Source organism: Variovorax sp. F042 (genome assembly GCF_057814215.1).
Genome location: NZ_JBVASX010000002.1, coordinates 538193 through 563585, shown reverse-complemented (window position 1 = coordinate 563585; position 25393 = coordinate 538193). Strand labels below are relative to the sequence as shown.

General features: G+C 66.6%; 23 protein-coding genes. 8 read left to right on the top strand and 15 right to left on the bottom strand.

All coding sequences use genetic code 11. The annotated features are described in order from the left end of the window. Positions 1-35: 35 nt before the first annotated feature. Entirely contained in the window at positions 36-959 is a 924-nt protein-coding gene (locus tag ACZYSP_RS11120) for a LysR family transcriptional regulator (protein WP_093075774.1), read from the bottom strand. A gap of 95 nt (positions 960-1054) precedes the next feature. On the opposite strand from ACZYSP_RS11120, the gene ACZYSP_RS11115 reads away from it, so the two are divergent. From ACZYSP_RS11115 to ACZYSP_RS11100, 4 genes are read left to right on the top strand one after another with little or no spacing between them, the layout of a single operon-like run. Continuing rightward, the gene (locus ACZYSP_RS11115) at positions 1055-2026 is read left to right on the top strand and encodes a Bug family tripartite tricarboxylate transporter substrate binding protein (RefSeq protein WP_093075773.1); all 972 of its coding nucleotides are present in this window, start codon (positions 1055-1057) and stop codon (positions 2024-2026) included. 25 nt (positions 2027-2051) lie between these two features. Continuing rightward, the gene (locus ACZYSP_RS11110) at positions 2052-3665 is read left to right on the top strand and encodes a gamma-glutamyltransferase family protein (protein ID WP_093075771.1); all 1614 of its coding nucleotides are present in this window, start codon (positions 2052-2054) and stop codon (positions 3663-3665) included. A gap of 33 nt (positions 3666-3698) precedes the next feature. After that, positions 3699-4646, top strand: a complete 948-nt coding sequence (locus ACZYSP_RS11105; protein ID WP_093075770.1) for a DMT family transporter — start codon at positions 3699-3701, stop codon at positions 4644-4646. Positions 4647-4685: 39 nt separating this feature from the next. Beyond that, positions 4686-5477 (top strand): SDR family oxidoreductase, encoded by a 792-nt coding sequence (locus ACZYSP_RS11100; protein WP_093048901.1) that lies wholly within the window; start codon positions 4686-4688, stop codon positions 5475-5477. A 33-nt stretch (positions 5478-5510) separates the two neighbouring features. Here the strand turns inward: ACZYSP_RS11100 and ACZYSP_RS11095 are convergent, their stop codons facing one another. Then, the gene (locus ACZYSP_RS11095; RefSeq protein WP_093075768.1) at positions 5511-6419 is read right to left on the bottom strand and encodes a DMT family transporter; all 909 of its coding nucleotides are present in this window, start codon (positions 6417-6419) and stop codon (positions 5511-5513) included. 107 nt (positions 6420-6526) lie between these two features. Here ACZYSP_RS11095 and ACZYSP_RS11090 point away from each other — a divergent pair, with 107 nt between their 5' ends. From ACZYSP_RS11090 to ACZYSP_RS11080, 3 genes are all read left to right on the top strand, one after another. Continuing rightward, entirely contained in the window at positions 6527-7510 is a 984-nt protein-coding gene (locus ACZYSP_RS11090) for a quinone oxidoreductase family protein (RefSeq protein WP_093050337.1), read from the top strand. Between the two features lie 117 nt (positions 7511-7627). Continuing rightward, the gene (locus tag ACZYSP_RS11085; RefSeq protein WP_093075767.1) at positions 7628-8029 is read left to right on the top strand and encodes a response regulator; all 402 of its coding nucleotides are present in this window, start codon (positions 7628-7630) and stop codon (positions 8027-8029) included. A 184-nt stretch (positions 8030-8213) separates the two neighbouring features. Further along, positions 8214-9218, top strand: a complete 1005-nt coding sequence (locus ACZYSP_RS11080) for a bile acid:sodium symporter family protein (RefSeq protein WP_093075765.1) — start codon at positions 8214-8216, stop codon at positions 9216-9218. A 4-nt stretch (positions 9219-9222) separates the two neighbouring features. On the opposite strand, the gene ACZYSP_RS11075 is transcribed toward ACZYSP_RS11080, so the two are convergent. The 10 genes from ACZYSP_RS11075 to ACZYSP_RS11030 all read right to left on the bottom strand — a co-directional run bounded on the left by ACZYSP_RS11075 (position 9223) and on the right by ACZYSP_RS11030 (position 21275). Further along, positions 9223-10884 (bottom strand): Na/Pi cotransporter family protein, encoded by a 1662-nt coding sequence (locus tag ACZYSP_RS11075; RefSeq protein WP_093048912.1) that lies wholly within the window; start codon positions 10882-10884, stop codon positions 9223-9225. A gap of 64 nt (positions 10885-10948) precedes the next feature. After that, on the bottom strand, positions 10949-11806 hold the full coding sequence (locus tag ACZYSP_RS11070) for a phosphodiesterase (protein ID WP_093075764.1): 858 nt from the start codon (positions 11804-11806) through the stop codon (positions 10949-10951). Further along, positions 11803-12864, bottom strand: a complete 1062-nt coding sequence (locus ACZYSP_RS11065; protein ID WP_093075762.1) for an ABC transporter ATP-binding protein — start codon at positions 12862-12864, stop codon at positions 11803-11805. The genes ACZYSP_RS11070 and ACZYSP_RS11065 overlap by 4 nt, the downstream gene beginning before the upstream one ends. Beyond that, positions 12854-13654 carry an ABC transporter permease gene (locus ACZYSP_RS11060; RefSeq protein WP_093048921.1) on the bottom strand — a complete coding sequence of 267 codons (801 nt, stop codon included), beginning with the start codon at positions 13652-13654 and terminating at the stop codon, positions 12854-12856. The genes ACZYSP_RS11065 and ACZYSP_RS11060 overlap by 11 nt, the downstream gene beginning before the upstream one ends. 11 nt (positions 13655-13665) lie before the next feature. Then, positions 13666-14505, bottom strand: coding sequence for an ABC transporter permease (locus tag ACZYSP_RS11055; RefSeq protein ID WP_093075761.1), 840 nt, complete (start codon positions 14503-14505; stop codon positions 13666-13668). A 16-nt stretch (positions 14506-14521) separates the two neighbouring features. Then, positions 14522-15532 (bottom strand): ABC transporter substrate-binding protein, encoded by a 1011-nt coding sequence (locus ACZYSP_RS11050; protein WP_093075759.1) that lies wholly within the window; start codon positions 15530-15532, stop codon positions 14522-14524. 46 nt (positions 15533-15578) lie between these two features. After that, the gene (locus ACZYSP_RS11045) at positions 15579-16604 is read right to left on the bottom strand and encodes a LacI family DNA-binding transcriptional regulator (RefSeq protein ID WP_093075757.1); all 1026 of its coding nucleotides are present in this window, start codon (positions 16602-16604) and stop codon (positions 15579-15581) included. A gap of 146 nt (positions 16605-16750) precedes the next feature. Further along, on the bottom strand, positions 16751-17266 hold the full coding sequence (lspA, locus tag ACZYSP_RS11040) for a signal peptidase II (protein ID WP_093048934.1): 516 nt from the start codon (positions 17264-17266) through the stop codon (positions 16751-16753). Continuing rightward, on the bottom strand, positions 17266-20115 hold the full coding sequence (gene ileS / locus ACZYSP_RS11035) for an isoleucine--tRNA ligase (RefSeq protein WP_093076069.1): 2850 nt from the start codon (positions 20113-20115) through the stop codon (positions 17266-17268). Before ileS ends, lspA begins: the two co-directional genes overlap by 1 nt. Before the next feature lie 122 nt (positions 20116-20237). Next, complete coding sequence (locus tag ACZYSP_RS11030; RefSeq protein ID WP_093048937.1) at positions 20238-21275, bottom strand: bifunctional riboflavin kinase/FAD synthetase; 1038 nt, start codon at positions 21273-21275, stop codon at positions 20238-20240. Positions 21276-21441: 166 nt separating this feature from the next. Here ACZYSP_RS11030 and ACZYSP_RS11025 point away from each other — a divergent pair, with 166 nt between their 5' ends. Further along, complete coding sequence (locus ACZYSP_RS11025) at positions 21442-22002, top strand: HNH endonuclease (RefSeq protein WP_093048940.1); 561 nt, start codon at positions 21442-21444, stop codon at positions 22000-22002. 4 nt (positions 22003-22006) lie between these two features. On the opposite strand, the gene ACZYSP_RS11020 is transcribed toward ACZYSP_RS11025, so the two are convergent. The 3 genes from ACZYSP_RS11020 to ACZYSP_RS11010 all read right to left on the bottom strand — a co-directional run bounded on the left by ACZYSP_RS11020 (position 22007) and on the right by ACZYSP_RS11010 (position 25384). Beyond that, entirely contained in the window at positions 22007-22795 is a 789-nt protein-coding gene (locus ACZYSP_RS11020; protein ID WP_489014145.1) for an enoyl-CoA hydratase, read from the bottom strand. Between the two features lie 13 nt (positions 22796-22808). After that, positions 22809-24173, bottom strand: a complete 1365-nt coding sequence (locus ACZYSP_RS11015) for an alpha/beta fold hydrolase (RefSeq protein WP_489014143.1) — start codon at positions 24171-24173, stop codon at positions 22809-22811. 95 nt (positions 24174-24268) lie between these two features. Further along, the gene (locus ACZYSP_RS11010; protein ID WP_093075753.1) at positions 24269-25384 is read right to left on the bottom strand and encodes an acyl-CoA dehydrogenase family protein; all 1116 of its coding nucleotides are present in this window, start codon (positions 25382-25384) and stop codon (positions 24269-24271) included. Between the last annotated feature and the right edge of the window lie 9 nt (positions 25385-25393).

Genomic DNA, 25393 nt, shown 5'->3' with positions numbered 1-25393 from the left:
CTTCGGGCGCCGTTTTTCGTTGATGCGACGACTCTTTAGGTGAGCGTTCGGGGCGGCTTCATATGCTGCCGAGCCATCGCCAGAAAAGCCATGGCAGCCGGGTTGAGCGGGTGCTTGGCCAGCCGGATGGCGACCACCGGGTACTCCAGCGTGGGCCGCACCACGCCCAACGCCCGCAGGTTGGCCGGCATCAGCACTTCCACATAGCGCGGCAGCAGCGCTACCCCTGCACCCGCCTGGATGAGGCCGAAGGCTGTCGACAGCATCGACACGTGATGCACCACGCGCGGGTACACGTTGGCCATGCTCGACAGTTGGCGGCTCACCGCACGCCACACATTGGCGTCGGGGTTGACGTGGATGAAGGGCAGCGCCTCCAGGTGCCGGGCCTCGACCACGGCGTGCTGCGCCAACGCATGGTCGTCCCGCACGAAGAGGGCCATGCGGTCGGAGAACAGCGGCTCCGTTGCCAGCTCCGAGTGCTTCTGGCCGATGTCGGAGCCGAAGCCCAGGTCTGCCTCCTGCGAGAGGATGCGCGAGATCATCTGATCCGCGGTGCTGTCGAGCAGCGTGGTCGCGAGCGTCGGGTGCTTCTGCGAAAAACGGCCGAGCAACGGCGGCAACAGGGCGCCTGCAGTCAGATGGCCCACCGCCAGCACGATGCGGCCTTCGCGCAGCTGCGACTGCGAGCGGCAGGCATCGACGGATTCATCGATGAGCCGCAGCGCACGCACGGCCGTGTCGACCATCATCTGGCCCGCATTGGTCATGCGGATGCGGCGGCCGCGCACGACCAGCGGCTGCGCCAGCTCTTCTTCCAGGCGCTTGACCAGATGGCTGATGGCCGGCTGCGTGAGCTGCAATGCCTCGGCCGCCAGTGTGAAGCTGCCCGTTTCGGCCACCGCCGTCAGCGCCCGCAACTGCTGCAGCGAGATCTCTTCAGCGGTGTTCCTTGCCATAAACAGCTTTGATAGTTGAATAAGCAGAATTATCTGGCTTGATGCGCTGCCGCTGCATAGCATCCTTTTTTCGTTCACAGGCAAGAATTCCGTACATGAAACGCCTCCAGTTCCTCCAGGTGCTCGCCGTTGCGCTCGGCATGGCCGCTTCGTCCGCCAGCCTGGCCCAGGGCTACCCGAACAAGCCGATCCGCCTGATCGTGCCGTTCCCGGCGGCCGGCGCCACCGACCTCTTCGCCCGCACGCTGGGGCAGAAGATGGGCGAGAAGCTCGGCACCACGCTGGTGGTCGACAACAAGCCCGGCGCGGGTGGTGCCATCGGCTCCGACCAGGCTGCCAAGGCCCCGACCGATGGCTACACGATCCTGCTGGCCACCACCAGCACGCATTCGATCGGCCCGGCCGTCAGCAAGCTGCCCTACGACACGGTGCGCGACTTCACGCCCATCGCGCATGTAGGCGACGCGGCCAGCATCATGCTGGTGCCGGTCAATTCGCCCGCCAAGACGGTGCGCGAGTGGATCGACTACGCGAAGAAGAACCCCGGCAAGCTCAACTACGCATCGAGCGGCAACGGCACCATCGTGCAGCTCACGGCCGAGCTGTTCAAGGCGCAGGCCGGCGTGTTCGTCACGCACATTCCCTACAAGGGCACGGCGCTGGCCATTCCCGACCTGATCAGCGGCAAGATCGACGTGCTGTTCGACTCGCTGCCCACCGGCATGCCGCACGTGCGTGACGGCCGCCTGCGCGCACTGGGTGTTACCTCGCTCAAGCGCAGCCCGCTGGCGCCCGAACTGCCGCCGATTGCCGACACGCTGCCGGGTTACGAATCGAACACGTGGTTCGGCTTCTACGGCCCGAAGGGCCTGCCGGCCGACATCGTCGCGAAGATAAACAAGGCGGCCAACGAGGCACTTGCCGATCCTGAAGTGAAAGAGAAACTCGCGCGCCTGGGCATCGAGACCGCGACGCCGGGCACGCCCGACCAGTTCGCGAAGATGGTCGCCGCCGACGCTGCCAAGTGGAAGAAGATCGTCGTCGACCGCAAGATCACCAACGAATGAAGCAGAGAAAGAAGAGCACGCCGAAATGAACTTCGATTTCAACAACCCCTACCTCTCGACCCGCATCCCGATCTTCGCGCGCAACGTGGTGTCGACCTCGCACCCGCTGGCCTCGCAGGCCGGCCTGCGCATCCTGCAGCAGGGCGGCAACGCGGTCGATGCGGCCATTGCCACTGCCGCCGTGATGACGCTGGTCGAGCCGGTGAGCAACGGCCTGGGCAGCGATGCCTTCTGCATCCTGTGGGACGGCAAGGAGTTGCACGGCCTCAACGCCTCGGGCCCCGCGCCCAAGGCCTGGACGCCCGAGTACTTCAAGGCCAAGTACGGTGCCGACGCGGCCAATCCGCCCATGCGCGGCATCGACTCGGTCACGGTGCCGGGCGCTGTGCGCGGCTGGGTGGCCATGAGCGAGCGCTTCGGCAAGCTGCCGTTCGCCGACCTGCTGGTGCCGGCCATCGACATCGCCGAGCGCGGGTATCTTGTGCCGCCGGTGGTGCAGGGCAAGTGGGCTGCGGCCGCGCCGTTGCTGGGCTCGCAACCGGGCTTTGCGCAGACCTTCCTGCCGTGGGGCCGCGCGCCCGAGGTGGGCGAGCTGTTCCGCTTCACGGCCGCCGCGCGTGCGCTCAAGGCCATTGCACGCACCAAGGGCGAGGCCTACTACAACGGCGAGATCGCCGAGGCGCTGGCGAAGTTCTCGGCCGAGCAGGGCGGTGCGCTCACGGTGGCCGACCTCGCGGCCTACCAGCCCGAGTGGGTCAAGCCGATATCGCGCGACTACCGCGGCCACACGCTGCACGAGATTCCGCCTAACGGCCAGGGCATTGCCGCGCTCATCGCGCTCGGCATTCTCGAAAAGTTCGACATCGCCTCGCTGCCGGTCGACTCGGTGCAATCGCAGCATCTGCAGATCGAAGCGATGAAGCTGGCCTTTGCCGACGTGTACCGCTACGTGTCGGAACGCAAGACGATGGAAGTCACGACCGAGCAGATGCTCGACGATGCGTACCTCGCCTCACGCGCCCGCCTCATCGATGCGAAGAAGGCGCAAGACTTCAAGGCCGGCAACCCCGTCAAGGGCGGCACCATCTACCTCACGGCCGCCGACGAGAGCGGCATGATGGTGAGCTTCATCCAGAGCAACTACATGGGCTTCGGCTCGGGCTGCGTGGAGCCCGAATTCGGCATCAGCCTGCAGAACCGTGGTCACGGCTTCAGCCTGAAGGCCGAGAGCCCGAACGTGGTGGCGCCGGGCAAGCGCCCGTTCCACACCATCATTCCGGCCTTCCTCACCAAGGACGGCCAGCCGGTGATGAGCTTCGGCGTGATGGGCGGCAACATGCAGCCGCAGGGCCACATGCAGACGCTGGTGCGCATGCTCGACTACAAGCAGAACCCGCAGGCCGCCTGCGACGCTCCGCGCTGGCGCTTCAACGCGGGGCTCGAGATCAACGTCGAGGCCGCGATGAACCCGGCCACGGTGCAGGGCCTGCGCGACCTGGGCCACCACCTGGAAGTGATCAACGACTCGTACCAGGACTTCGGCGCCGGTCAGTTCATCTGGCGCGCGGGCGAGCCTTCGGTGGAAGGCTACGTGGCTGCCAGCGATCCGCGCCGCGACGGCCTGGCTGCAGGGTATTGAGCAAGGTCTCGAGGTTCCCGCGATGATCGGGGGATGAACAAGACAGCCGCATCGCTCGGCATCCCAACTCACGACGGCGCAAGAAAAGGCTATGCGTCCGGTCTGATACTCGCCACGCTGGGCGCCATCGCGTTCAGCGGCAAGGCCATCATCGTCAAGCTGGCGTACCGCTACGGCGTTGACGCCATCACGCTCATCATGCTGCGCATGCTGTTCGCGCTGCCGCTCTTTGCCGTGATGGCATTGTGGGCGGGGCGCGGCAAGCCCGCGCTCACCGGCCGCGACTGGATCGGCGTGATCGGGCTCGGCTTCTCGGGCTACTACCTCGCGAGCTTTCTCGACTTTGCGGGGCTCGCGTACATCTCGGCCAGCTTCGAGCGGCTGATCCTGTATCTCAACCCCACGCTGGTGCTGCTGTTCGGCTGGCTGATGTACCGGCGGCGCGCCACGCGCCAGCAGGTGCTGGGCATGGTCGTGAGCTATGCCGGCGTGCTGCTGGTGTTCGGCCACGAACTGTGGACCGGGGGCGGCGGCAAGGGCGGCGGGGCGGCGGCGTGGGGCGCGTTCCTGGTGTTCCTGAGCGCGGTGAGCTATGCGGGCTACCTCGTCTACAGCGGCGAGTTCGTCAAGCGCTTGGGGTCGCTGCGGCTCGTGGGACTGGCCACCACCGTGGCCTGCGTGCTGTGCATCCTGCAGTTCGTGCTGACGCGGCCGATGAGCGTGGCGATGCAGGTGGCGCCCGAGGTCATTTGGCTGTCGGTGCTCAACGCCACGCTTTGCACGGCAGTGCCCGTGCTGATGGTGATGATGGCCATCGAGCGCATCGGCCCGGCCGTGGCCGCGCAAACCGGCATGATCGGGCCGCTGTCGACCATCCTCATGGGGGTGGTCATACTGGGCGAGCCGTTCACGCCGTGGATCGCGGCCGGCACCGTGCTCGTCATCGCGGGCATTTTCGTTTTCACACGCAAGGGGCGCTGAAGCCCCTTGCCGTACTGACTTACTCACTGGAGCAACAACATGGATCTGGGTATTGCAGGCAAGACCGCGCTGGTGTGCGGCGCGAGCAAGGGGCTGGGCTACGGCTGCGCCGAGGCGCTGGTGCGCGAAGGCGTGAACGTGGTGATCGTGGCGCGCGGCGCCGAGGCACTGGAAGCGGCCGCGAAGAAGCTGACGGAAGCTGCAGGCGCATCGGGCCCGTTCGTCAAGCACGTGGCCGCCGACATCACGACCGAAGCCGGCCGCGCCGCAGTGTTCGCGCTGGGCCATGACTTCGACATCGTCGTCACCAACGCGGGCGGCCCGCCGCCCGGTGATTTCCGCAACTGGGACCGCGAGGCGTGGATCAAGGCGGTCGACGCCAACATGCTCACGCCCATCGAGCTGATCAAGGCCACGGTCGACGGCATGGCCAAGCGCGGCTTCGGCCGCATCGTGAACATCACGTCGAGCTCGGTGAAGTCGCCCATCGACATCCTGGGCCTGTCGAACGGCGCGCGCAGCGGCCTCACCGGCTTCGTGGCCGGCGTGGCGCGCACGCCCATCGCAGCGCAGGGCGTGACCATCAACAACCTGCTGCCGGGTTCCTTCGACACCGACCGCCTCAAGGGCACGATGGCCGGCGCGGCGCAGAAGTCGGGCCAGGACTTCGATACCGTCTGGGAAGCCCGCAAGAAGAACATTCCTGCGAAGCGCTTCGGCACGCCGGCCGAGTTCGGCGCCATCTGCGCGTTTCTCTGCAGCATGCAGGCCGGCTACATGACCGGCCAGAACGTGCTCGCCGACGGCGGGGCCTACCCGGGCACGTACTGAGCTCGCCCCCAGGCCGCGCGAGGCCCGGTGTTTTCAGCGCCGGGACGCCACCACGATCCCGCCCACGATAAGCAAAAACGCCGCGCCGTGGTACCAATGCGGCGGCTCCCGCAAAAAGGCCGCCGACAGCACCGCCGCGAACAGCGGCGTGAGGTTCATGAAGATGCTTGCCGCCTGCGGGCCCGCGCGTTGCACGCCGGTTCCCCAGCAGCGATACGCCACCACCGCGGGCCCGATGCCGATGAACAGCATCGCGGCGATGAGCGGCCAGCCCAGGTCGATGTGGGCGGGTGTCAGCGTCCATTCACCGGCGGCCAGCGCGCCCGACCATGCGACACCGAACACCAATTGCGACATCAGGAACGCGGCCCAGTCCTGCCGCACGGCCTTGGGCTCGTGCGTGCGCGCCAGTAGCCAGCTGTAGAAGGCCCAGGCGATGGTGCCCAGGATCATGTAGAGGTCGCCCGGCACCAGCCGCAGCCCAAGCAGTTGCTGCCATTCGCCGCGACTGAGCACCAGCAGCACGCCCACCATCGACAGCAGCGCGCCACCGATTTCGCGGGCACTGATGCGTGCGCCGAAGAACAGCGCCCCGGTCGCGAGCATCCACAGCGGCAGGCTGGAGCCGACCAGCGTCACGTTGATGGGCGTGGAGGTCTGCAGCGCCAAGTACTGGAACGCGTTGTACAGGCCGATGCCCAGCAGCCCGAGCACCGCGTAGCGTTTCCAGTGCGCCCACAGCGGGCTGTTGCGGCGCAACACCGGCGCGGCCAGCGGCAACAGCAGCGCGAACGCGATGACCCAGCGCACGAAGTTCAGCGTGAGCGGCGACACCATGTCGCGCACCAGCCGGCCGACCACGGCATTGCTGGCCCAGAGCAGCGGCGGAACGACGAGCAGGAGAACGGTGAGGGGAGCGAGGCGCTGCGGCTGTGTCTGCATGGCCGCCGACTCTACCGGGCAATGATGCCCCGCGCCGCCACGGGAAACCCAGACGTGGCAGGATGCCCATCCCTCTTCTTTTCCTGTGTGTGGAGACTGCAACGATGATGAGCAAAGCCGTCCGTATCGACCGCCATGGCGGCCCCGAAGAACTGAAGATCGTCGACGTGGAAGTCGGCGAGCCCGGCCCCGGCGAGATCCGCATCCGCCACAAGGCCGTGGGCCTGAATTTCATCGACACCTATCAGCGCAGCGGGCTCTACCCGTTCGCGATGCCGCTGCAGTTGGGCATGGAAGCCTCGGGCATCGTCGAGGCGGTGGGCGAGGGCGTGACGCACCTGAAGCCCGGCGATCGCGCCGCCTATGCCAGCCCGCCGCCGGGCGCCTACTGCGAACTGCGCGTGATGCCGGCCAAGTGCGTGTGCAAGCTGCCCGACGACATCTCCTTCGAGACTGGCGCGGCCATGATGCTCAAGGGCCTGACCACCCAGTACCTGCTGAAGAAGACGCTGCCGGCCGAAGGCCTGCAGGCCGGCGACTTCATCCTGTTCCATGCAGCGGCCGGCGGGGTGGGCCTGATCGCCTGCCAGTGGGCCAAGGCGCTGGGCCTGCAGCTGATCGGCACGGCCGGCAGCGATGCCAAGTGCAAGCTCGCGCTGGCGCACGGCGCGGCGCACGCCATCAACTACAGTACCGAGAACTTCGCGGCCCGCGTGAAGGAGATTACCGGCGGCAAGGGCGTGAAGGTGGTGTACGACTCGGTGGGCAAGGACACCTTCGAAGGCTCGATCGACTGCCTGCGCCCCTTCGGCCTGCTTGCCATCTTCGGCAACGGCTCGGGTCCGGTGCCGCCGGTCAACCTCGGCTTGCTGGCGTCCAAGGGCTCGCTCTATGTGACGCGGCCAACACTGTTCACGCACATGGCCACGCGCGAAAGCACGCAGGCGATGGCCGACGACCTGTTCGCGGTGGTGCGAAGCGGCGCGGTGAAGATCCCGATCGACCAGCGCTATGCACTGGCCGACGTGCAGCAGGCGCACCGCGACCTGGAGGCGCGCAAGACCACGGGCTGCACGATCCTGACGCTCTGAATGGCTCCGGTGGGGCAGGGCGCCAGTCTTGTCCTACCGGCGGTGGGGTGTCATGCCTTCGACTTGTGCCGGGTGCACTTTGTAGCCTGTGAACACAGCGTAGAGACGAGCCAGCCCATGACCACAGTTCGCACTTTCATCGTCGAAGACAACCCGACCATCCGCAAGAGCCTTGTGGGCACGCTGCGCGAGGTGGCGCGAGTCGATCCGGTCGGCGAGGCCGAGTCAGAGGAGGAAGGCTCGCGCTGGCTTTCAGACAACCTGTCGCAGTGGGACCTGGCCATCGTCGACCTGTTCCTGAAGGACGGCACCGGTTTTCGCGTGCTCGAAGCGTGTCGCCACCGCGACCCGTCGCAGAAGATGGTGGTGCTCAGCAACTACGCCACGCCCGACATGCGGCGCAAATGCGTGCACCTCGGTGCCGATGCCGTGTTCGACAAGGCCACCGAAATCGACGACCTGATCGACTACTGCCTGCGCCACCGTCAGGCGCAGTTCAGTTCGCCCGCCGCACACTGAGGCAGGGGCATTTTTCGCCGACCGGCAGCCGCTGCCGGACTTCGCCGAAAATGCACCCTCAAAGGCGCGAGGAGCACGCGCCGGGCTCCGCAAATTGGCGACGAGATTCATGCGCGGAAATCACACATTCCCCTGCTGAGTCGGCCTGCGCGCCTGCAACGCGCGCAGCGCCCCAAGTTGCAACATGTCCCGCCCCCGCTTTCTTCCCGACAACTTCACCTTCGCGCTTCTCTCGGTCGTGACCTTTGCCAGCCTGCTGCCTGCAAGCGGCAAGGTGGCGCATTTCTTCGAGCTGCTCACGACCGCCGCCATCGGGCTGCTGTTCTTCCTGCACGGCGCCAAGCTGTCGCGCGAGGCGATCTTGAACGGGCTCACGCACTGGCGGCTGCACCTGCTGGTGTTCGGCAGCACCTTCGTGCTGTTTCCCATGCTCGGGCTGGTGCTCAAGCCACTGCTCCTGCCGCTGGTGACACCAGAGCTCTACACCGGCGTGCTCTATCTGTGCGTGCTGCCTGCCACGGTGCAGTCGGCTATCGCCTTCACGGCGATGGCTCGGGGCAACATGCCCGCCGCCATCTGCAGTGCATCGGCCTCCACGCTGCTGGGTGTGTTCATCACGCCGATTCTGGTCAATCTGGTGGTGCTGCCGAACGGCGGCCACGCAAGCTCGTCGCTGGACTCGATCGGACGCATCCTGCTGCAGTTGATGGTGCCGTTCGTGGCGGGGCATCTGCTGCGGCCGTTGATCGGCAAGTGGATACAGCGCCGCGCCGCGGTGCTGAAGTTCGTCGACCAGGGCTCGATCCTGCTGGTCGTCTACACGGCATTCAGCGCGGCCGTGATCGAGGGGTTGTGGAAGCAGGTGCCCGCGCATGCGCTGGTCGGGTTGCTGGTGGTGTGCGCGGTGGTGCTGGGGCTGGCGCTGAGCCTCACGACCCTGCTGGCGCGCAAGCTGGGCTTCGATACCGAGGACGAGATCACGATCGTGTTCTGCGGCTCCAAGAAGAGCCTGGCCAGCGGCATACCGATGGCGAAGGTGCTGTTCGCTTCGCACGCGGTGGGCGCGATCGTGCTGCCGCTGATGCTGTTCCATCAGATGCAGCTGATGGTGTGCGCCGTGCTGGCGCAACGCTATGCGCGGCGGGGGCGCGAGGCTTCCGTGCTGAAGACGGCCGAGCAGGCCGACTAGTCGGTCAGCCCTCGATCTTTCCCAGTCGAGACTCTCTCAGCCGGCTGGGCGCCAAGGCTCCGGCCGACTCCAGGATCGGATACGCAATCGAGCAGATGTGCGAGTTGATCCGCTTCAGGTCGCTGATCAGGTCGATGTGCAGCGAACTGGTCTCGATGCTCAGCGTGGTGCGGTCCGACAGCCGGTCCAGGTGGGTTGTGGCGTAGGCCCGCTCCAGGTTCCGGAAGCGCACCTTCTCTTCGAGCAGCTTCTGCGCATCGCGCACGTTGCCGTTCAGGAACACGCTCATGCTCAGCCGCAGGTTGGCCACCAGCCGCCCATGCAGCTCGACGATTTCCGCCATGCCCGCTTCAGAGAAGTTGCGCTGCGGTTTGATCTTCTTGTCTTCCACGTCAATGATCACGCGCTCGATGATGTCGCCGATCTGCTCCATGTTGATCGTGAAGCTGATGATGTCGGTCCAGCGCCGGCTTTCCTCTTCGCCCAGCGCCTCGCGCGAGATGCGGGTCATGTAGTACTTGATGGCCGAGTACAGCTCGTCCACCGTGTCGTCGAGCTGCCTCAGTTCCTGCGCGAGCCGCAGGTCGTTGTGTCGGATCACGTCGAGCGTGCCGATCAGCATGGTCTCCACGATGTCGGCCTGGTGCAGCGCCTCGCGCGCCGCATTCGAAATGGCGAGCGAGGGCGTCGACAGCGCCGACGGATCGAGGTGATGCGGCCGTGATGTGCCGGCCGGCTGCTGCGGTACCGGCAGCATGCGCATTACCAGCTTGGCGACCCACTGCGTGAGGCCGATGAACCCCACGCTGATCACGATGTTGAATGCCAGGTGGAACAGCACGACCCCGTGCGTCTGGTTGGGCAGCTGCGGCTGCACGTAGCGGATCCACAGGCCGATGAAGGGGGCGACGACGGCCACGCCCAGTGCCTTGAAGAGCAGGTTGCCCACAGTCACCTGCCGCACGGCCACCGCCGACTTGGCCGTGGTCAGCACTGCGAGCAGGCCGCTGCCCAGGTTGGCGCCGAGCACCAGGCCGAGCGCCACGTCCAGCGGCACCACGTTCGACGTAGCCATGGCCGCGACCAGCAGCACCACCGCGAGGCTCGAATAGGCCACGATGGCCAGCACCGAGCCGATGGTGATTTCAAGCAGCACGTCGCTGCTGATCGATGCGAGCAGCGCGCGCACTGCCGGCGAGGAGAACAGCGGCTCGGTCGCCTCCACCACCAGCTGCAGCGCCAGCAGCATCAGCCCGAGCCCGATCAGCACCCGGCCGACGCGCCCCGCCACGGTGGCCGAGCGCGTGATGAAGAGCACCACGCCCACGAAGATGAACATTGGAGAAAGCCACGACAGGTCTGCCGAGAACAGCACCGAGATCAGCGCAGTGCCCACGTCGGCGCCCCGCATCACCGCCAGCGCCGCCGGCAGCGTAACCAGGCCCTGCCCGACGAAGGACGAGGTCATCAGCGAGGTGGCGGTGCTCGACTGCACCAGGGCCGTCACGCCGATGCCCGAGAGGGCGGCCGTGAAACGGTTGCGCATGCTCTGCACGAGGATCTTGCGCAGGTTGGCGCCGAACACACGCAGCACGCCGGTGCGGACCAGGTGCGTGCCCCATACCAGCAGGGCAACGGCTGCCAGCAGATTCAGGAGATGCTTCATGGGGGGCGGGTTCTATCCTTTTCGTTTTGCTTCGTTTCGACCCCATTTTCCACAAGTGAGCGCTTCAGTCGATCAGCGCTCCGTTGTCGTGGAAAGGATAGGGGCCTTCGAAGCTGCCTGATGCCGCGAGATGAGTGACGAGCCGGCGTCCGCGCGCTGACCACGCGTGCACTCGGAATGAAGGCGGTTCCAATGTCCAGGCCGAGTCAGCATTGGGGGCCAGATCCAGGCAGACCTGATGGGCCTGCGCCGGCGAGGTCGAGGCGATGGTGCCGCCGAAACGCACGTCGATGGCACGGTGCAGGTGGCCGCAGATAACACGCTCGACGTTGCTGTAGCGCGAGAGCAGGGCTTCCAGCGCATCGGCGCCTTGCAGCAGGCCGATCTCGTCCATGTGGCCGATCAGCGTTTCGAAGGGCGGGTGATGCATGGCGACGACGACGGGCTCGTTGCGGCAGGCGTCGAGCTGTGCCTCGAGCCAAGCCAGCCGCTTCTCGCACAGCGAGCCGTGGCTGGCACCGGGCACGCAGGTGTCGAGCGTGAGCAGGCGCAGGTCGCCGACGCGCACCGAGTACTGGATGAAGCCGTCGGTATTGGCGCCCGTGCCCATGTAGGCATGGCCGGGGAAGCTGCGGCGCAGCTGGTCGCGGTCGTCGTGGTTGCCGGGCATCAGGCAGACCGGCATGGTCAGCGGAGCCAGCAGGCGGGCGAGGTGCTCGTACTCGGCGGCGCGGCCGAAATCGGTCAGGTCGCCGGTGACGACCACCGCGTCGGGCTGCTGGCGCAGGGCCAGCACCGACTGCACGGCGCGCTCGAGGTAGGGCGCGGTATCGATGCGGCCATAGGCCAGTCGGCCCGGCTCGCGGATATGCAGGTCGGTCAGCTGGACCAGGAAGGTGTTCTTGCTCTGAGTTGTCGTCATGCGCTTGTTTCCTGCGACTTCATCAGCCGGTCGGGGTGGATGCGAAGACCCACCGCGTCGCCCGGCCCAAAAGGATTGTCGCGCCCTACATCGGCCACCAGCACGGGCTGGTCTCGCAGGCGCAGGTGCAATTGCACGCGGTCGCCGAGGAAGGTGCGGCGCTCGACTATGGCAGCGCCCCAATCGGGCTGCGGCGCGCTGACCTCGATGTCTTCAGGCCGCACGAGCAGCATCGCATGGCCTTGCCACGCGCCCGGGCAGGGCACGGTTGATCCACCGAGTCGGACAACACCTTGCGCGATGGCATCGGCCTCGCGCTCCAGGCGGTTGACCCGGCCCAGGAACTCGGCCACGAAAGGATGCGCGGGCGCGCGGTACAGGTCTTCGCCACGGCCCACCTGCACGATGCGGCCGGCGCGCATTACCGCGAGCCGGTCGGCGATGGCGAGCGCCTCCTGCTGGTCATGCGTGACGTGGATGGCCGTGATGTGCAGGCGACGCAGCAGCTCGGCCAGTTCGTCGCGCAGCGATTCCTTGAGCTTGGCGTCGAGTGCGGCCAGCGGCTCGTCGAGCAGCAGCACGCGCGGGCGCACGGCCACGGCGCGCGCCAGGGCCACGCGCTGGCGCTGGCCGCCGGAGAGTTCGGCGGGGCGCTTGTTTTCCAGGCCGCCGAGGCGCACCAGGTCGACCAGCTCGCCGACGCTGTGCTTTTCCTCATCGGGCGAGACGCCGCGAATGCGCAGGCCGTAGCCGATGTTGGCCGCCACCGTCATCTGCGGAAAAAGCGCGTAGCTCTGGAACACCATGCCTACGCCGCGGTGCTCGACCGGGCGCTGCGTGACGTCTTGGCCGCCGAACACGATGCGGCTGCCCGCGTCGGGCGCTTCCAGCCCCGCGATCAGCCGCAGCAGCGTGGTCTTGCCGCAGCCCGAAGGGCCCAGCAGCGCGAGCACCTCGCCAGCCTCGACCTTCAGGTCGGTGGGCTGCAGGCCGCGCGTGCCGTCTGCGTAGGTCTTTGCGCAGTTCGTAATGTCGACGGGGATGCGTTCAAGTTCCATGGCGTTTCTGCATCAGGTTGGCAAGGTACTGCAGGCCCCACAGCACCGGAAGAATGACGGCGAAGAAGACCAGCGTGTAGGCCGATCCGATCTCGATGCGCATCGAGGCATAGCTGTCGGCCAGGCCCACGGGCAGCGTGCGGGTGAGCGGGGTGTGCAGCATCCACGTGAGGTTGAATTCGCCCACCGACAGCGTGAACACCATCAGGCTGCCGGCCACGATGGCCGGGAACACGGCCGGCACCAGGATGCCCATGAAGCGCTGGCGGAAGTTGGCGCCCAGCGAGCGTGCGGCCTCTTCGAGCGCGAGCAGGTCGTCGCGCTGGAAGGCAGAGCTCACGGTGCGCACCATGAAGGGCAGCGTGAAGATCATGTGGCCGACGAGGATGAAGGCGAAGCTCTGGCGGAAGGCGGTGAGCTGGCCGTAGGCGAGGATCAAAGCCAGCGCCGTCGCAAGGCCCGGCACCGCGACCGGCAGTGTCAGCAGCTCTTCGAAGATGCGCGCGGCGCGCGAGCGGCTGCGCGCCAGCGCATAGGCACAGGGCACGCCCAGCAGCACGGTGCCGACGACGCAGGCCACGGCCAGCGCGAGCGACCAGCCGACGGTGCCGCCGTAGTTCTCCCACACCTCGCCGAGCCAGCGCAGCGTAAGGCCGCTCTTGAGCCCGGCGCTGTAGTTGTTGACGAGCCCCGCCATCACCGACAGCAACATCGGCGCGATCATGAAAAGGCTCACGATCACCGTGACGGCGAGCAGGAAGGGGGCCTTCGGTTGTGTGTTCTTGCGCATGTGCGTGGGTCTCAACGTGCGACGGGGTTCGCGCCGAAGCGGCGCGCCACGAACAGCACCAGCCAGGTCACGATGCCCAGCGAGATCGACAGCGACGCGGCGAGCGCGAAGTTGGCGTAGTTGGTGAACTCGTTGTAGATGGTGATCGGGATCACCTCGAACTTGCTGGCCAGCGTGAAGGCCGTGCCGAAGGCGCCCATCGAGGTGGCGAACAGGATGGCGCCGCAGGCCAGCGTGGTGGGGGCGAGTTCGGGCATCCACACGTCGCGTGCCACTCGCAGCCGCGAGGCGCCGAGCGAACGCGCCGCTTCTTCGAGCTGCGTGTTCATCGACTCGGCTGCCGCCGTGTAAGTTGCGATGGCGCGCGGCAGCGAGAAATACAGGTACGCCAGGAACAGCCCGAGCAGGCCGTAGGCGAAGGTGATGCGCTCGCCGAACAGGCTGTCGCCGATGTCGGCCACCACGCCTTGCCGCCCGCCCAGCAGGATCACGAAGAAGCCGATGATCACGCCCGGAAACGACAGCGGCAGCGTAAGCAGCGACAGCAGCACGCGCTTGCCGATAAAGGCATGGCGCGCGAGGTAGATGCCCACCGCCGCGCCCAGCACCAGCGTGGCCAGCGTCACGGCCACCGAGAGCGCGACCGTGTTGGCCATGCTCGTGAGGTAGCGCGCATCGGTCAGCACCGCGAAGTAGGTGGCCCAACCCTTATCGGCGGGCAGCGTGAGCAGGCGCACCACCGGCAGCAGCCAGAAGGCCGCGAAGAAGGCGGCCGCGGGCGCGACGCAGGCCAGCAGGCGCCAGCGCGGGTTCCAGGCGTTGGAAGCGTTGGAGAGAGTGGCTTGCGTCATCGCGCGTGGCGTCCGCTCAGCGGACTTCCTTCAGGTACTCGTCGGAGAAGGCGCGCTGCGCCGCGGCCATGCGGCCGTAGTCCACGCTCTTGGCGCGGGCGTATTCGCTCGCGGGCAGGAACTGCGCCTCGATGTCCTTGGGCATCGCATTGGCGCGCACCGGCCGCAGGTAGGCCTTGGCCCAGATCGCCTGGCCTTCGTCGGACAGAGTGAAGTCGAGCACCTTCTTCGCGTCGGCCGCGTGCGGGGCCTTGGCGACCAGGCTCATCACGTAGGGCACGGCCAGCGTGCCTTCGCTCGGGATCACGAAGGCGACGTTGGCCTTGTCCTTGTACTTGGCGCGGTAGGCGTTGAAGTCGTAGTCGAGCAGGATCGCGATTTCGCCCGACAGCACGCGCGCGTACGAGGTCTGCTTCGGCACGATGGGCTCGTTCTTCTGCAGCGCCTTGAAGTAGTCAATGGCCGGCTTGAAGTTGTCGAGCGTGCCGCCGCGCGCTTCGTTCACCGCGACCGCGCCGACGTAGCCGACGAAGGCCGAGGCCGGGTCGAGGTAGCCGATCAGGCCCTTGTATTCGGGCTTGAGCAGGTCGGCCCACGACTTCGGAATCGGCTTGCCCTTGAGCGCATCGACGTTGACCATGAAGCCGAGCGTGCCCGAGTGGATGGTGAACCAGTTGCCGGCCGGGTCCTTCAGGCCGTCGGGAATGTCTTTCCATGCGGCCGGCTTGTAGGGCTCGACCAGGCCGTCCTTGGCTGCCTGCACCGCGAAGGTCACGCCGAGGTAGGTGACGTCGGCCACAGGGCTGGCCTTCTCGGCCGCCATCTGGGCGAGCGACTGGCCCGAGTTCTTGTTGTCGGGCGGCACGGTGACGCCGGTCCTGGCCTTGATGGCCTTCAGCTGCGTGCCCCAGTCGGCCCATTCGGTCGGGCAGTTGTAGCAAATGGCGGTCTGCGCCATGGCGCTGCCGGCGACGAGCGTGGCGGCGAGCAGGCCGAGGCGGGCCATGCGGTGGAAGCGAAGAGACATGATGAAGAAGCTCCTTGGATGGATGTAGGCAAAGAACGAGAAGTGGTCAGGGTCGTGAAATGGCGGCGTTGTTGTCTTCGTGCACCGAAGCGCACGACTCGCCGTCTCGGAAGGCATGGGGAAGCAGCAGGCTCGCATCGGCCTGCAGCGTGGCGCCGCTGGCCATGGCCTGGATCAGCAGCTCTACGCTGTGGCGGCCGATGTCGCTGTTGGGTTGGGTGATGGTGGTAAGCGCGGGCGTGAGGTCTTCACCGAGCGCAATGCCGTCGAAGCCGACGACGCTGAGGTCGCCGGGCACCGACAGGCCGCTGAGATGCGCGGCGCGGATGCTGCGAATGGCCAGCAGGTCGTTGGAGCAGATCAGCGCGGTAGGGCGGTTGCGCGCCTGCAGCTGGCTGGAGAGCGCATCGACGGCCGTTTCGACGAAGGGCACTTCGATGAGCGCGGGCGCCGCGAGCCCGGCTTCGGCCATGCCCTTCAGGTAGCCGCGGTAGCGCTGCTGCGCTCGGTCCGACGCGGCGAGCGTGCCGCTGACCATGGCGATGCGGCGGTGGCCCAGCAGCACGAGGCGCGTGACCGCGTCGGCCACCGCGCCTTCGCTGTCGACCGATACACAAGGGTGGTCCGGGTGCCGGTTGTAGGCGAGCACATAGGGCACGCCGGCTGCCTGCAGGCGGGGCAGGGCGGCCGAAGTGGAGGGGTTCGACACCACGAGGATCAGCCCGTCGACATTGCCGGCCAGCAGCAGATGAACGGCACGCTCTTCTTCGTCGAGCTTGTAGCCCGTGGTGACGGGAATGATCGCGTAGCCACCCGCGACGGCCGCGCGCGCAATGCCTTGCAGGCACTCGGCGAAGGTCGGGTTCAGCAGCGTGGGCAGCACCACGCCGAGCACACGGCTGCGCTGGGTGCGCAAGGTGCGCGCGCTGGCATTCGGCACGTAGTTGAGTTCGTGCGCCACACGCTCCACCAGCTCGCGCGTGGCGGGCGTCACCTTGTCGGGGAAATTGAAGGCGCGCGAGACGGTGGCCACGGAGACCCCGGCTTTGGCTGCAACGGCTTGAATGCTCATTGTGCGGTGTTCATGTAATCGATTACATTGGACCGCCGCAGTATGACTTTGTTATGACATCGCGAGAAAGCGGGAGAAACCCGAGGGGCCTTTGTGAGGGTGGGCGGACCCAAAGAAGAAGGGGCCCATCGGGCCCCTGAGAAAACTTACTTGCCCCGACGAACCCGCCGGATCTCATCCAGGATCAGACAGATCGCCCCAAGCGTGATCGCACTATCCGCAGCATTGAAGGCCGGGAAGTACCAGTTCCCCGCGTGGAAACTCAGAAAGTCGACGACATAGCCGTGCATCATCCGGTCGACCACGTTCCCGATGGCCCCGCCCAGGATGCAGGCCATGGCGAACGAAAACAGCTTCTGCCCCGCGTGCGACTTCAGCATCCACACGATGAACACCGCAGCCGCCACGCCGATGATCGTGAACAGCCAGCGCTGCCATCCCGAGTGATCCGCGAGGAATGAAAAGGCGGCCCCTGTGTTGTGCGCGCGCACGACGTTGAAGAAGCTCGTCACATAGGTCGCGTCGCCGAGCTTGTAGTAGCCCAGGATCAGCGTCTTGGTGAACTGGTCGATGATCACGATGATCACCGCCAGCCCGAGCCACGGCCAGATGCTGCCGCCGCGCGAACGCGATGCAGAAGACATGGAGCGGGTGGCGGCCATCAGGCAACGCTCCGCGATTCGCCGGCGCCGAACAGGTTGCTCGTGCAGCGCCCGCAGATCGTCGGGTGTGCCGCATCGTGGCCCACGTCGTCGCGGTAGTGCCAGCAGCGCTCGCACTTCTGCGCGGCGCTTGGCGTTACCACCGTCGACAGCGTTTCACCGGCGGCCAGCGCGATGGCCGAGGTGATGAAGACGAACTTCAGGTCGTCGCCCAGCGAGCCCAGCAGCGCGAAGTCGTCGGCAGGCGCGGTCAGCTGCAGATTGGCCTGCAGCGACGAGCCGACCTTGCCTTCGGCACGCACCGCTTCGATGTCCTTGTTCACCGCATCGCGGATCTCGCGGATGCGGCTCCACTTGGCGAGCAGGGCTTCGTCGGGCGCGGCGAACTGGCTGTAGGTTTGCGCGAAGATCGATTCGCCCGGCTTGCCGGTGCTCACGAACTTCCAGGCTTCCTCGGCCGTGAAGCTCAGGAACGGCGCCATCCAGCGCAGCATGGCTTGCGAGATGTGCCACAGCGCCGTTTGAGCGCTGCGGCGAGCCAGCGAGCCCGGGGCCGTCGTGTAGAGCCGGTCCTTCAGGATGTCGAGGTAGAAGCCGCCCAGGTCTTCCGAGCAGTAGATCTGCAGCTTGGCCACCACCGGGTGGAACTCGTACACCTTGTAGTGCGCGAGGATCTCGGCCTGGAACTGCGCCGCGCGCGATAGCGCATAGCGGTCGATCTCGAACAGCTGGTCGAGCGGCACCGCATCTTTGGTGGCGTCGAAGTCGCTCGTGTTCGCGAGCAGGAAGCGCAGCGTGTTGCGGATGCGGCGGTACGCATCGACCACGCGCGCCAGGATCTTGTCGTCGCCAGCGATGTCGCCCGAATAGTCGCTCGCGGCCACCCACAGGCGGATGATTTCCGAACCCAGCTTGTTGCTGATTTCCTGCGGATCGATGCCGTTCTTGAGCGACTTGCTCATCTTGATGCCCTTGGCATCGACCGTGAAGCCGTGCGTCAGCAGGCCCCGGTACGGCGCGCGGTCTTCCAGCGCGCAGGCGATCAGCAGCGACGAGTGGAACCACCCGCGATGCTGGTCGTGGCCTTCGAGGTACAGGTCGGCTTCAGGCCCTGTGTCGTGGTGCACGGTGGGGTGCGTGCCGCGCAGCACGTGGGAGAAGGTCGAGCCCGAGTCGAACCACACCTCGAGGATGTCGGTGCTCTTGGTGTAGTGCGGTGCGTCTTCGGCGCCGAGGATCTCTTCGACCGTGGCGCGGCTCCAGGCCTCGATGCCGCCCTTTTCGACGATGTCGGCGGCCTGGTCGATGATTTCCATCGTGCGCGGATGCAGCTCGCCCGAATCCTTGTGCAGGAAGAACGGGATCGGCACGCCCCAGCTGCGCTGGCGGCTGATGCACCAGTCGGGACGCCCGGCGATCATGTCGTGCAGGCGCGCCTTGCCGTTCTCCGGATAGAAGCTGGTCTGCTCGATGGCGTCGAGCGCGGTCTGGCGCAGCGTCTTGGGCGCCTTGTCCTTGGTGAACACGCCTTCGCCTTCGTCCATGCGGATGAACCACTGCGCCGCGGCGCGGTAGATCACCGGCGTCTTGTGGCGCCAGCAGTGCGGGTAGCTGTGGGTGATGGTCTCGCTTGTCAGCACACGGTTGGCGTCGCGCAGCGCGGCGATGATTTCCGGCACGGCCTTCCAGATGTTCTGGCCGCCGAACAGCGGGAAGTCGGCCGCGTAGCTGCCGTTGCCTTGCACCGGGTTCAGGATGTCGTCGTACGCCACTCCGTGGGCGATGCAGGAGTTGAAGTCGTCCACGCCGTAGGCGGGCGAGGAGTGCACCAGGCCCGTGCCGTCGGTGGCGGTGGCGTAGTCGGCCAGGTACACGGGCGACAGGCGCTTGTAGCCGGCATCCACGTCGTACAGCGGGTGCTCGAATTCGAGGCCGCCGAGCTTCTCGCCCTTGACCGTGGCCAGCACCTTGCCGTCGAGCGCATAGCGCGTCATGCACATCTCGACCAGCGAGTTGGCAAGGATCAGCAGGCCGCGCTCGGTGTCGACCAGCGAGTACTCGAGGTCGGGGTTCAGGTTGATCGCCTGGTTGGCCGGGATGGTCCACGCGGTGGTGGTCCAGATCACGGCGAAGACGTCGCCGAGGATCGTGTGGTCGGTGCCGAAGGCCTTGAGCACCTTCTCGCGCTCGTGCGCCTTGAAGGCCACGTCGACGGTCTGGCTCTTCTTGTCGGCGTATTCGATTTCGAACTCGGCCAGCGAGGAGCCGCAGTCGAAGCACCAGTACACCGGCTTCAGGCCGCGGTAGACAAAACCACGCTCGATCACGCGCTTGAACGCGCGCAGCTCGCCGGCTTCATTGGCGAAGTCCATCGTCTTGTAAGGATGGTCCCACTCGCCCAGCACGCCCAGGCGCTGGAAGTCGACCATCTGCTGGGCGATCTGCTCGGTGGCGAAGGCGCGGCTCTTGGCCTGCATCTCGTCACGGCTCAGGTTGCGGCCGTACTGCTTTTCGATGGCGTTCTCGATCGGCAGGCCATGGCAGTCCCAGCCGGGCACGTAGAGCGCGTCGTAGCCTTCGAGCTGGCGCGCCTTGGTGATCATGTCCTTCAGGATCTTGTTCACCGCGTGGCCCATGTGGATCTGGCCGTTGGCGTACGGCGGGCCGTCGTGCAGGATGAACTTGGGCGCGCCGTGGCGAGCGTCGCGCAGGCGGTGGTAGCGGCCTTCGTCGTTCCATTCCTTCACCCAGCCCGGTTCGCGCTTGGGCAGGTCGCCGCGCATCGGGAAGGGGGTGTCGGGCAGGTTCAGCGTGGAACGGTAATCTTTGGGGGAAGCAGCGTCAGACATGTTGGGGTGCGAAACAGGGGGCTTCGACAGGCTCAGCCCGAACTGCATGAAGCGTGTCGGTGCGGAAGGTAAAGCCGTTCGCCCTGAGCTTGTCGAAGGGCGGCAGCACGGTGCGTGCAGGGCTAAATTCGGTCGCGCGTGGTCTGGCGGTGGGTTTCGGCGTGGGTCGATGCAAAGAACGCGCGCGCGTCGCGGCCATCCTTCGCGATGCCCGCAGTGAGGGCCTCGAGGCTGGTGTAGCGCAATTCGTCGTGCAGTTTGTGCAGAAGTTCCACGCGGACGATTTTACCGTAGGCCCCTTCGGCGCCCAGATGGGAGGGCCACTCCAGGCAATGCGTCTCCAGCAAAACACGCCCGGCGTTGACGTCGTTGGCGTCCAGCGAGGGGCGCACGCCGAGGTTCGCTACGCCCGGCAGCGGCTGGTCAGCCAGGCCGTGCACCAGCACCGCGAAGATGCCGCTGGCGGCCGGCTTCCAGTGCTTGAAGCGCAGGTTGAGGGTGCGAAAACCGTCGTCCTTGCCCGGTGCCGAGGCGCCCAGCGCCCGGCCGAGCTTGCGGCCATGGACCACGTGGCCGGAGATGGTGTACGGCCGCCCGAGCAGTGTCTGGGCGTCGGCCATGCGGCCTTCGGCCAGCGCTTCGCGCACGGCGGAACTCGAAACCCGCAGGCCGTGCACTTCGTAGCTGTTCATGCGCGCCACGTCGAAGCCGCGTGCATCGCCGGCTGCGTCGAGCATGGCGTAGTCGCCGGCCCGCTTGGCGCCGAAGCGGAAGTCGTCGCCCACCAGCACGTAGCGCGCGCCCAGGCCGTCGATCAGCACCTCCTGGATGAATTCCTCGGGCGACCGGGAGGCCAGCCTGCCGTCGAACGGCAGCACGATGGTCTGCGCCACGCCGCAGGCAGCCAGTTCGCTGAGCTTGTCTCGCAGCGTGCCGATGCGCGCCGGCGCCAGGTCGGGTTTCTTGGTGATGGCGGCGAAATAGTCGCGCGGGTGGGGCTCGAAGGTGAGCACGCAACTCGGCAGCCCGCGCTGGCGGGCCTCGGTCTGCAAGAGCGCGAGCATGGCCTGGTGGCCACGGTGCACGCCGTCGAAATTGCCAATGGTGAGGGCGCAGGCAGGAGCTACGCCCGGGTGCCGGAAGCCGCGAAAAACCTGCATTGGTGAGTATCTTTTTGATAGCGCCTTTCGCCCGTCAAATGGGCGAATCAGGCCGATTTGTCACAAAGCCGGTATATTGTGACGTAGTGCGTTGATTGGCGTCGGTCTTCAATGCGCTCCGTGTCCCTGGTCTTTCCGTGTTCTCTCACTTTTCGAGGAGGCGTGTGTGAAGGTCTTGAAGCTGTCGGCCCAAGGGCTGCCCCAGTCATGGATTTCGCTGGAACAGGCGGTGATCCACTATGCGGCGGACGAAGTTCGCTGGGAAGTGGGCGCGCAGGTGGCGGTGTTCCGTGGCGGCCACAACGCGATCACGGGCGAGCAGTCGCAGATTGCGATCAACAGCATCATCGGCACCAAGGGCGTGCCACGCATCAACCCCTTCGCGCAGCGGCCCGGGCTCACCAACAGCAAGTTGTTTTCGCGCGACCGCAACATCTGCGCGTACTGCGGCGGGCATTTCCACGAAGACGAGCTCACGCGCGAGCACATCATTCCGTTCGCCCAGAAGGGCATCGACACCTGGATGAACGTGGTCACGGCCTGCAAGCCGTGCAACCACCGCAAGAGCAGCCGCACGCCCGAACAGGCGAACATGCCGCTGCTGTACGCGCCCTACGTGCCCAGCCTCTGGGAAGATTTCATTCTGCGAAACAGGCGCATCCTGGCCGACCAGATGGAATTCCTGATGGCGCATCTGCCGCAAAGCTCGCGGCTGCACGACACCTAGCTTCTCAGCGCCTCCAGTCAGGCGGGCGCTTCTCGATGAAGGCCTGAACGCCTTCCAGCGCGCTCTCGTCCATCATGTTGCAGGCCATGGTCTGGCTGGCGTCGGCCAGCGCGGCCTCGATGCCGGTTTCCAGTTGGCGGTAGAACAGGGCTTTGCCCAAAGCGAGCGCCTGGCGGGGCTTGGCAACGATGCTGGCTACCAGCGTCTCGACGGCCGCGTCGAGTTCTTCGGGCGGCGCCACCCGGTTGACCAGCCCCTTCTCGCGCGCTTCCTGTGCGCTGATGAATTCACCCGTCACCAGCATCTCGAAGGCTTCCTTGCGGCCGAGATTGCGCGAGAGCGTGACGCTCGGCGTGGCGCAGAACAGCCCCACGTTCACGCCGCTGACCGCAAAGCGCGCCTCGCTCGAGGCCACAGCCAGGTCGCAGACCGCGACCAGCTGGCAGCCTGCCGCCGTCGCGATGCCGTGCACGCGCGCGATCACCGGCACTGGCAGCTTCTGGATCGACAGCATCATCGCGCCGCAGCGTTCGAACAGCTGCTGGTAGTAGTCGAGCGAGGGCTCGGCGCGCATTTCCTTCAGGTCATGGCCGGCGCAGAAAGCCTTGCCCGCCGCAGCGATGACGACGGCGCGCACGGTCTCGTCGGCCGCGATCTCGCCGAGCGCCTGTTCGAGCGCGCCCAGCATGCCTTCCGAGAGCGCGTTGAACGAGGCCGGCCGGTTCAGCGTCAGTGTGACCACGCCGCGCTCGTCGCGCGCCTGCAGGACGAAGGGGGTGTCCGTGTCGGTCATGGCCGCCTGTGCCTCAGTAGGTCAGCTCGAGCACGGTCGTGTGTTCGCTCGCGGCCGGCCAGGTGAGGCCCGTGATGCGCTCGCCGTTGAATTCGCCGCTCACGGCGCGCGGGGCGCCGCCGCCCTCGATGCGCAGCCGCGATGTCGACACGCCCGACCCCTTCGGCGGCACGCCGGCCGGCGGGCTCTTGCCATCGAAGCGCATGGTGTCGCGCTGTGCGTCGAAGTAGCCGCGTGGGCGCGTGAACACGACGACGGCACTGGCCCCGTTGTCGGCGGGTATGGCGCGCTCCGGCCGCAGGTTCACGACGCTGCTGCTGCGCGGGAACGGGCTGCGGTAGATATGCGTGGTGCCGTAGCTGGGAGTTGCCAGGACGAACTCGTAGGCCGCGTCGCCGCGCGCCTTGAAGGGCCCCCAGCGGCCGTCGGCGCCGACGGACTTGGTGAAGACGGCTTCGCCGAGCCGCGCGCCGGTGGCAGGGTCGACGGCATAGACGGTCACCTTCGCGCCGTTCAGCGAAAGGTTTTCCGCGCCGATCGCACGGCCGTTGAGCACCACATCCGTCTCCGCCGCGACGTCCGTGCTGCGCGGCGCCTGCCCGGTCAGGAATTGCCACGTCGCAGCGAATGCGGCGGGCGAGAACGAAGTCTCGCGGTGGTCGACGCGCGGCAGCACGATGTTGGTCGCACCCTTGAGCGCCGGCCCGTCGAAGCCGATGTTCGTCGGCTTGCCGGGCGTGCCGATCCACACGCCGTCGGGCTGCGCGTATTTGTCGTTGTTGTCCGAACGCAGGGTCATCCATTTAACGCCCGGCGTGACTTCTTCGCCGTTCGCTCCTTTCGGCGCATTGAGCTGCTGCATGAAACCTGACAGCCCCGAGAACTCGTTGTTCTCGCGGAAGCCCTTCACCGCCCAGATGCCGTGCGCCGGATTGCCGCCCAGCACAACGTGGCTCACGACTGCTGCGCCGCCGCCGTTCTGCACGTAGTTCCGGATGGTGTTGCCGCCGCGCGAGTTGCCGATCAGCACGACCTTGCTGGCGCCCGTCACCTTCAGCACCTTGTCGACTTCAGCCTTGAGGAACACCGCCGACTCGCCGGTCGAACTGCGCCCGGGCTGGGCCACGGCGTCGTCGTCGCGCGCGACCGGATTGGGTTGGTCGACCGTGAAGAGCCGGTCGCGCGGCCAGCCGTTCGACTCGAAGCGCCATATCGTCGTCTGCCAGAGCGCGGCCGAGTCGCCGTTGCCGTGCATGAACACGATGGGTGGGCGCTCGGTGTACGAAGGCGTAGGGGAGGTGGCGCAGGCGGTCAGCATGGCGATGGCGGCTGTCCCTGTGACGGCCATGGCAAGAAGAAGGGTGCGGCGGGATTGCATGTTTCGTTCCTGGGTTCCTGGAGTTCTGGGTTCCAAGTGAAAACGCCCGCCGGCGCGAAGGCGGGCGGGCGTTGGATGCTAGGGGAAAAAGTCCGTCAGGCGAAGACGCCAGCCGTGTCCTGCATGCGGGCCGACACTTCACCCAGATGGTGCAGCGTGTCGCCGAAGGTCATTTCCATCTGCGTGAGCTTGCGGAAGTAGTGGCTGCCGATGTATTCGTCGGTCACACCGATACCGCCGTGCAGCTGCACCGAGTTGGCGGCCACATAGCGCATCGACACGCCGAGCTGGTACTTGGCGCGGGCCAGCGCCTGGCGGCGCTCGTCGGCCGGGGCGTTGAGCTTGAGCGTCGCGTAGTAGCTCATCGAGCGCGCGAGTTCGAGCTGCATCTTCATGTCGGCGACGCGGTGGCGCAGCGCCTGGAAGGTGGAGATGGTCACGCCGAACTGCTTGCGCTGGTTCATGTAGTCGATGGTGACGGCCACGGTCTTGTCCATCACGCCGACCGCTTCGGCGCAGGTGGCGGCAATGCCGACGTCCACGGCGTACTCGAGTGCGGCCAGGCCGTCGAGTGTGACCAGCGTGGCGTCGGCCTTGTCGAACACCACTTCGGCGGCACGGGCGCCGTCCTGCGTGCCGTAGCCGCGGGCTTCGACGCCGCTGGCGCTGCGCTCGACCAGGAAGAGGGCGATCTTGCCGTCGACCTTGGCGGGCACGAGATAAGCGTCGGCTTCGTCGCCCACGGGCACCACGCTCTTGGCGCCGTTCAGCGACCAGCCGGTGCCGGTCTTTGCTGCGTGGGCGTCGCACACGTCGAGGCGGTAGCGTGCCTTGCGTTCCTGGTACGCCAGCACCACGATGACCTGGCCGCCCGCGATGCGCGGCAGCCAGCTGTCCTTGGTGTCGGCAGCGGCATAGCCGCTGAGCACGGCACCGGCGATCAGCGTCTGCGCGAAGGGCTCCAGCACGATGCCGCGGCCCAGCTCTTCCATGACGACCATGCCGGCCACCGGGCCCATGCCCAGGCCGCCGTCGTCTTCGCTGATATAGAGGCCGCCCAGGCCGAGCTCGGCCAGTTCGTCCCAGGCCTCGCGAGAGAAGCCGCCCTTGGCCTCGATGCCGCGGCGGCGCTCGAAGTCATAGCCCTTGTCGACCCACTTGCGAACGGCGTCGCGCAGTTGTTCCTGGTCGTCGGAAAAATTGAAATCCATGTGCGTGTC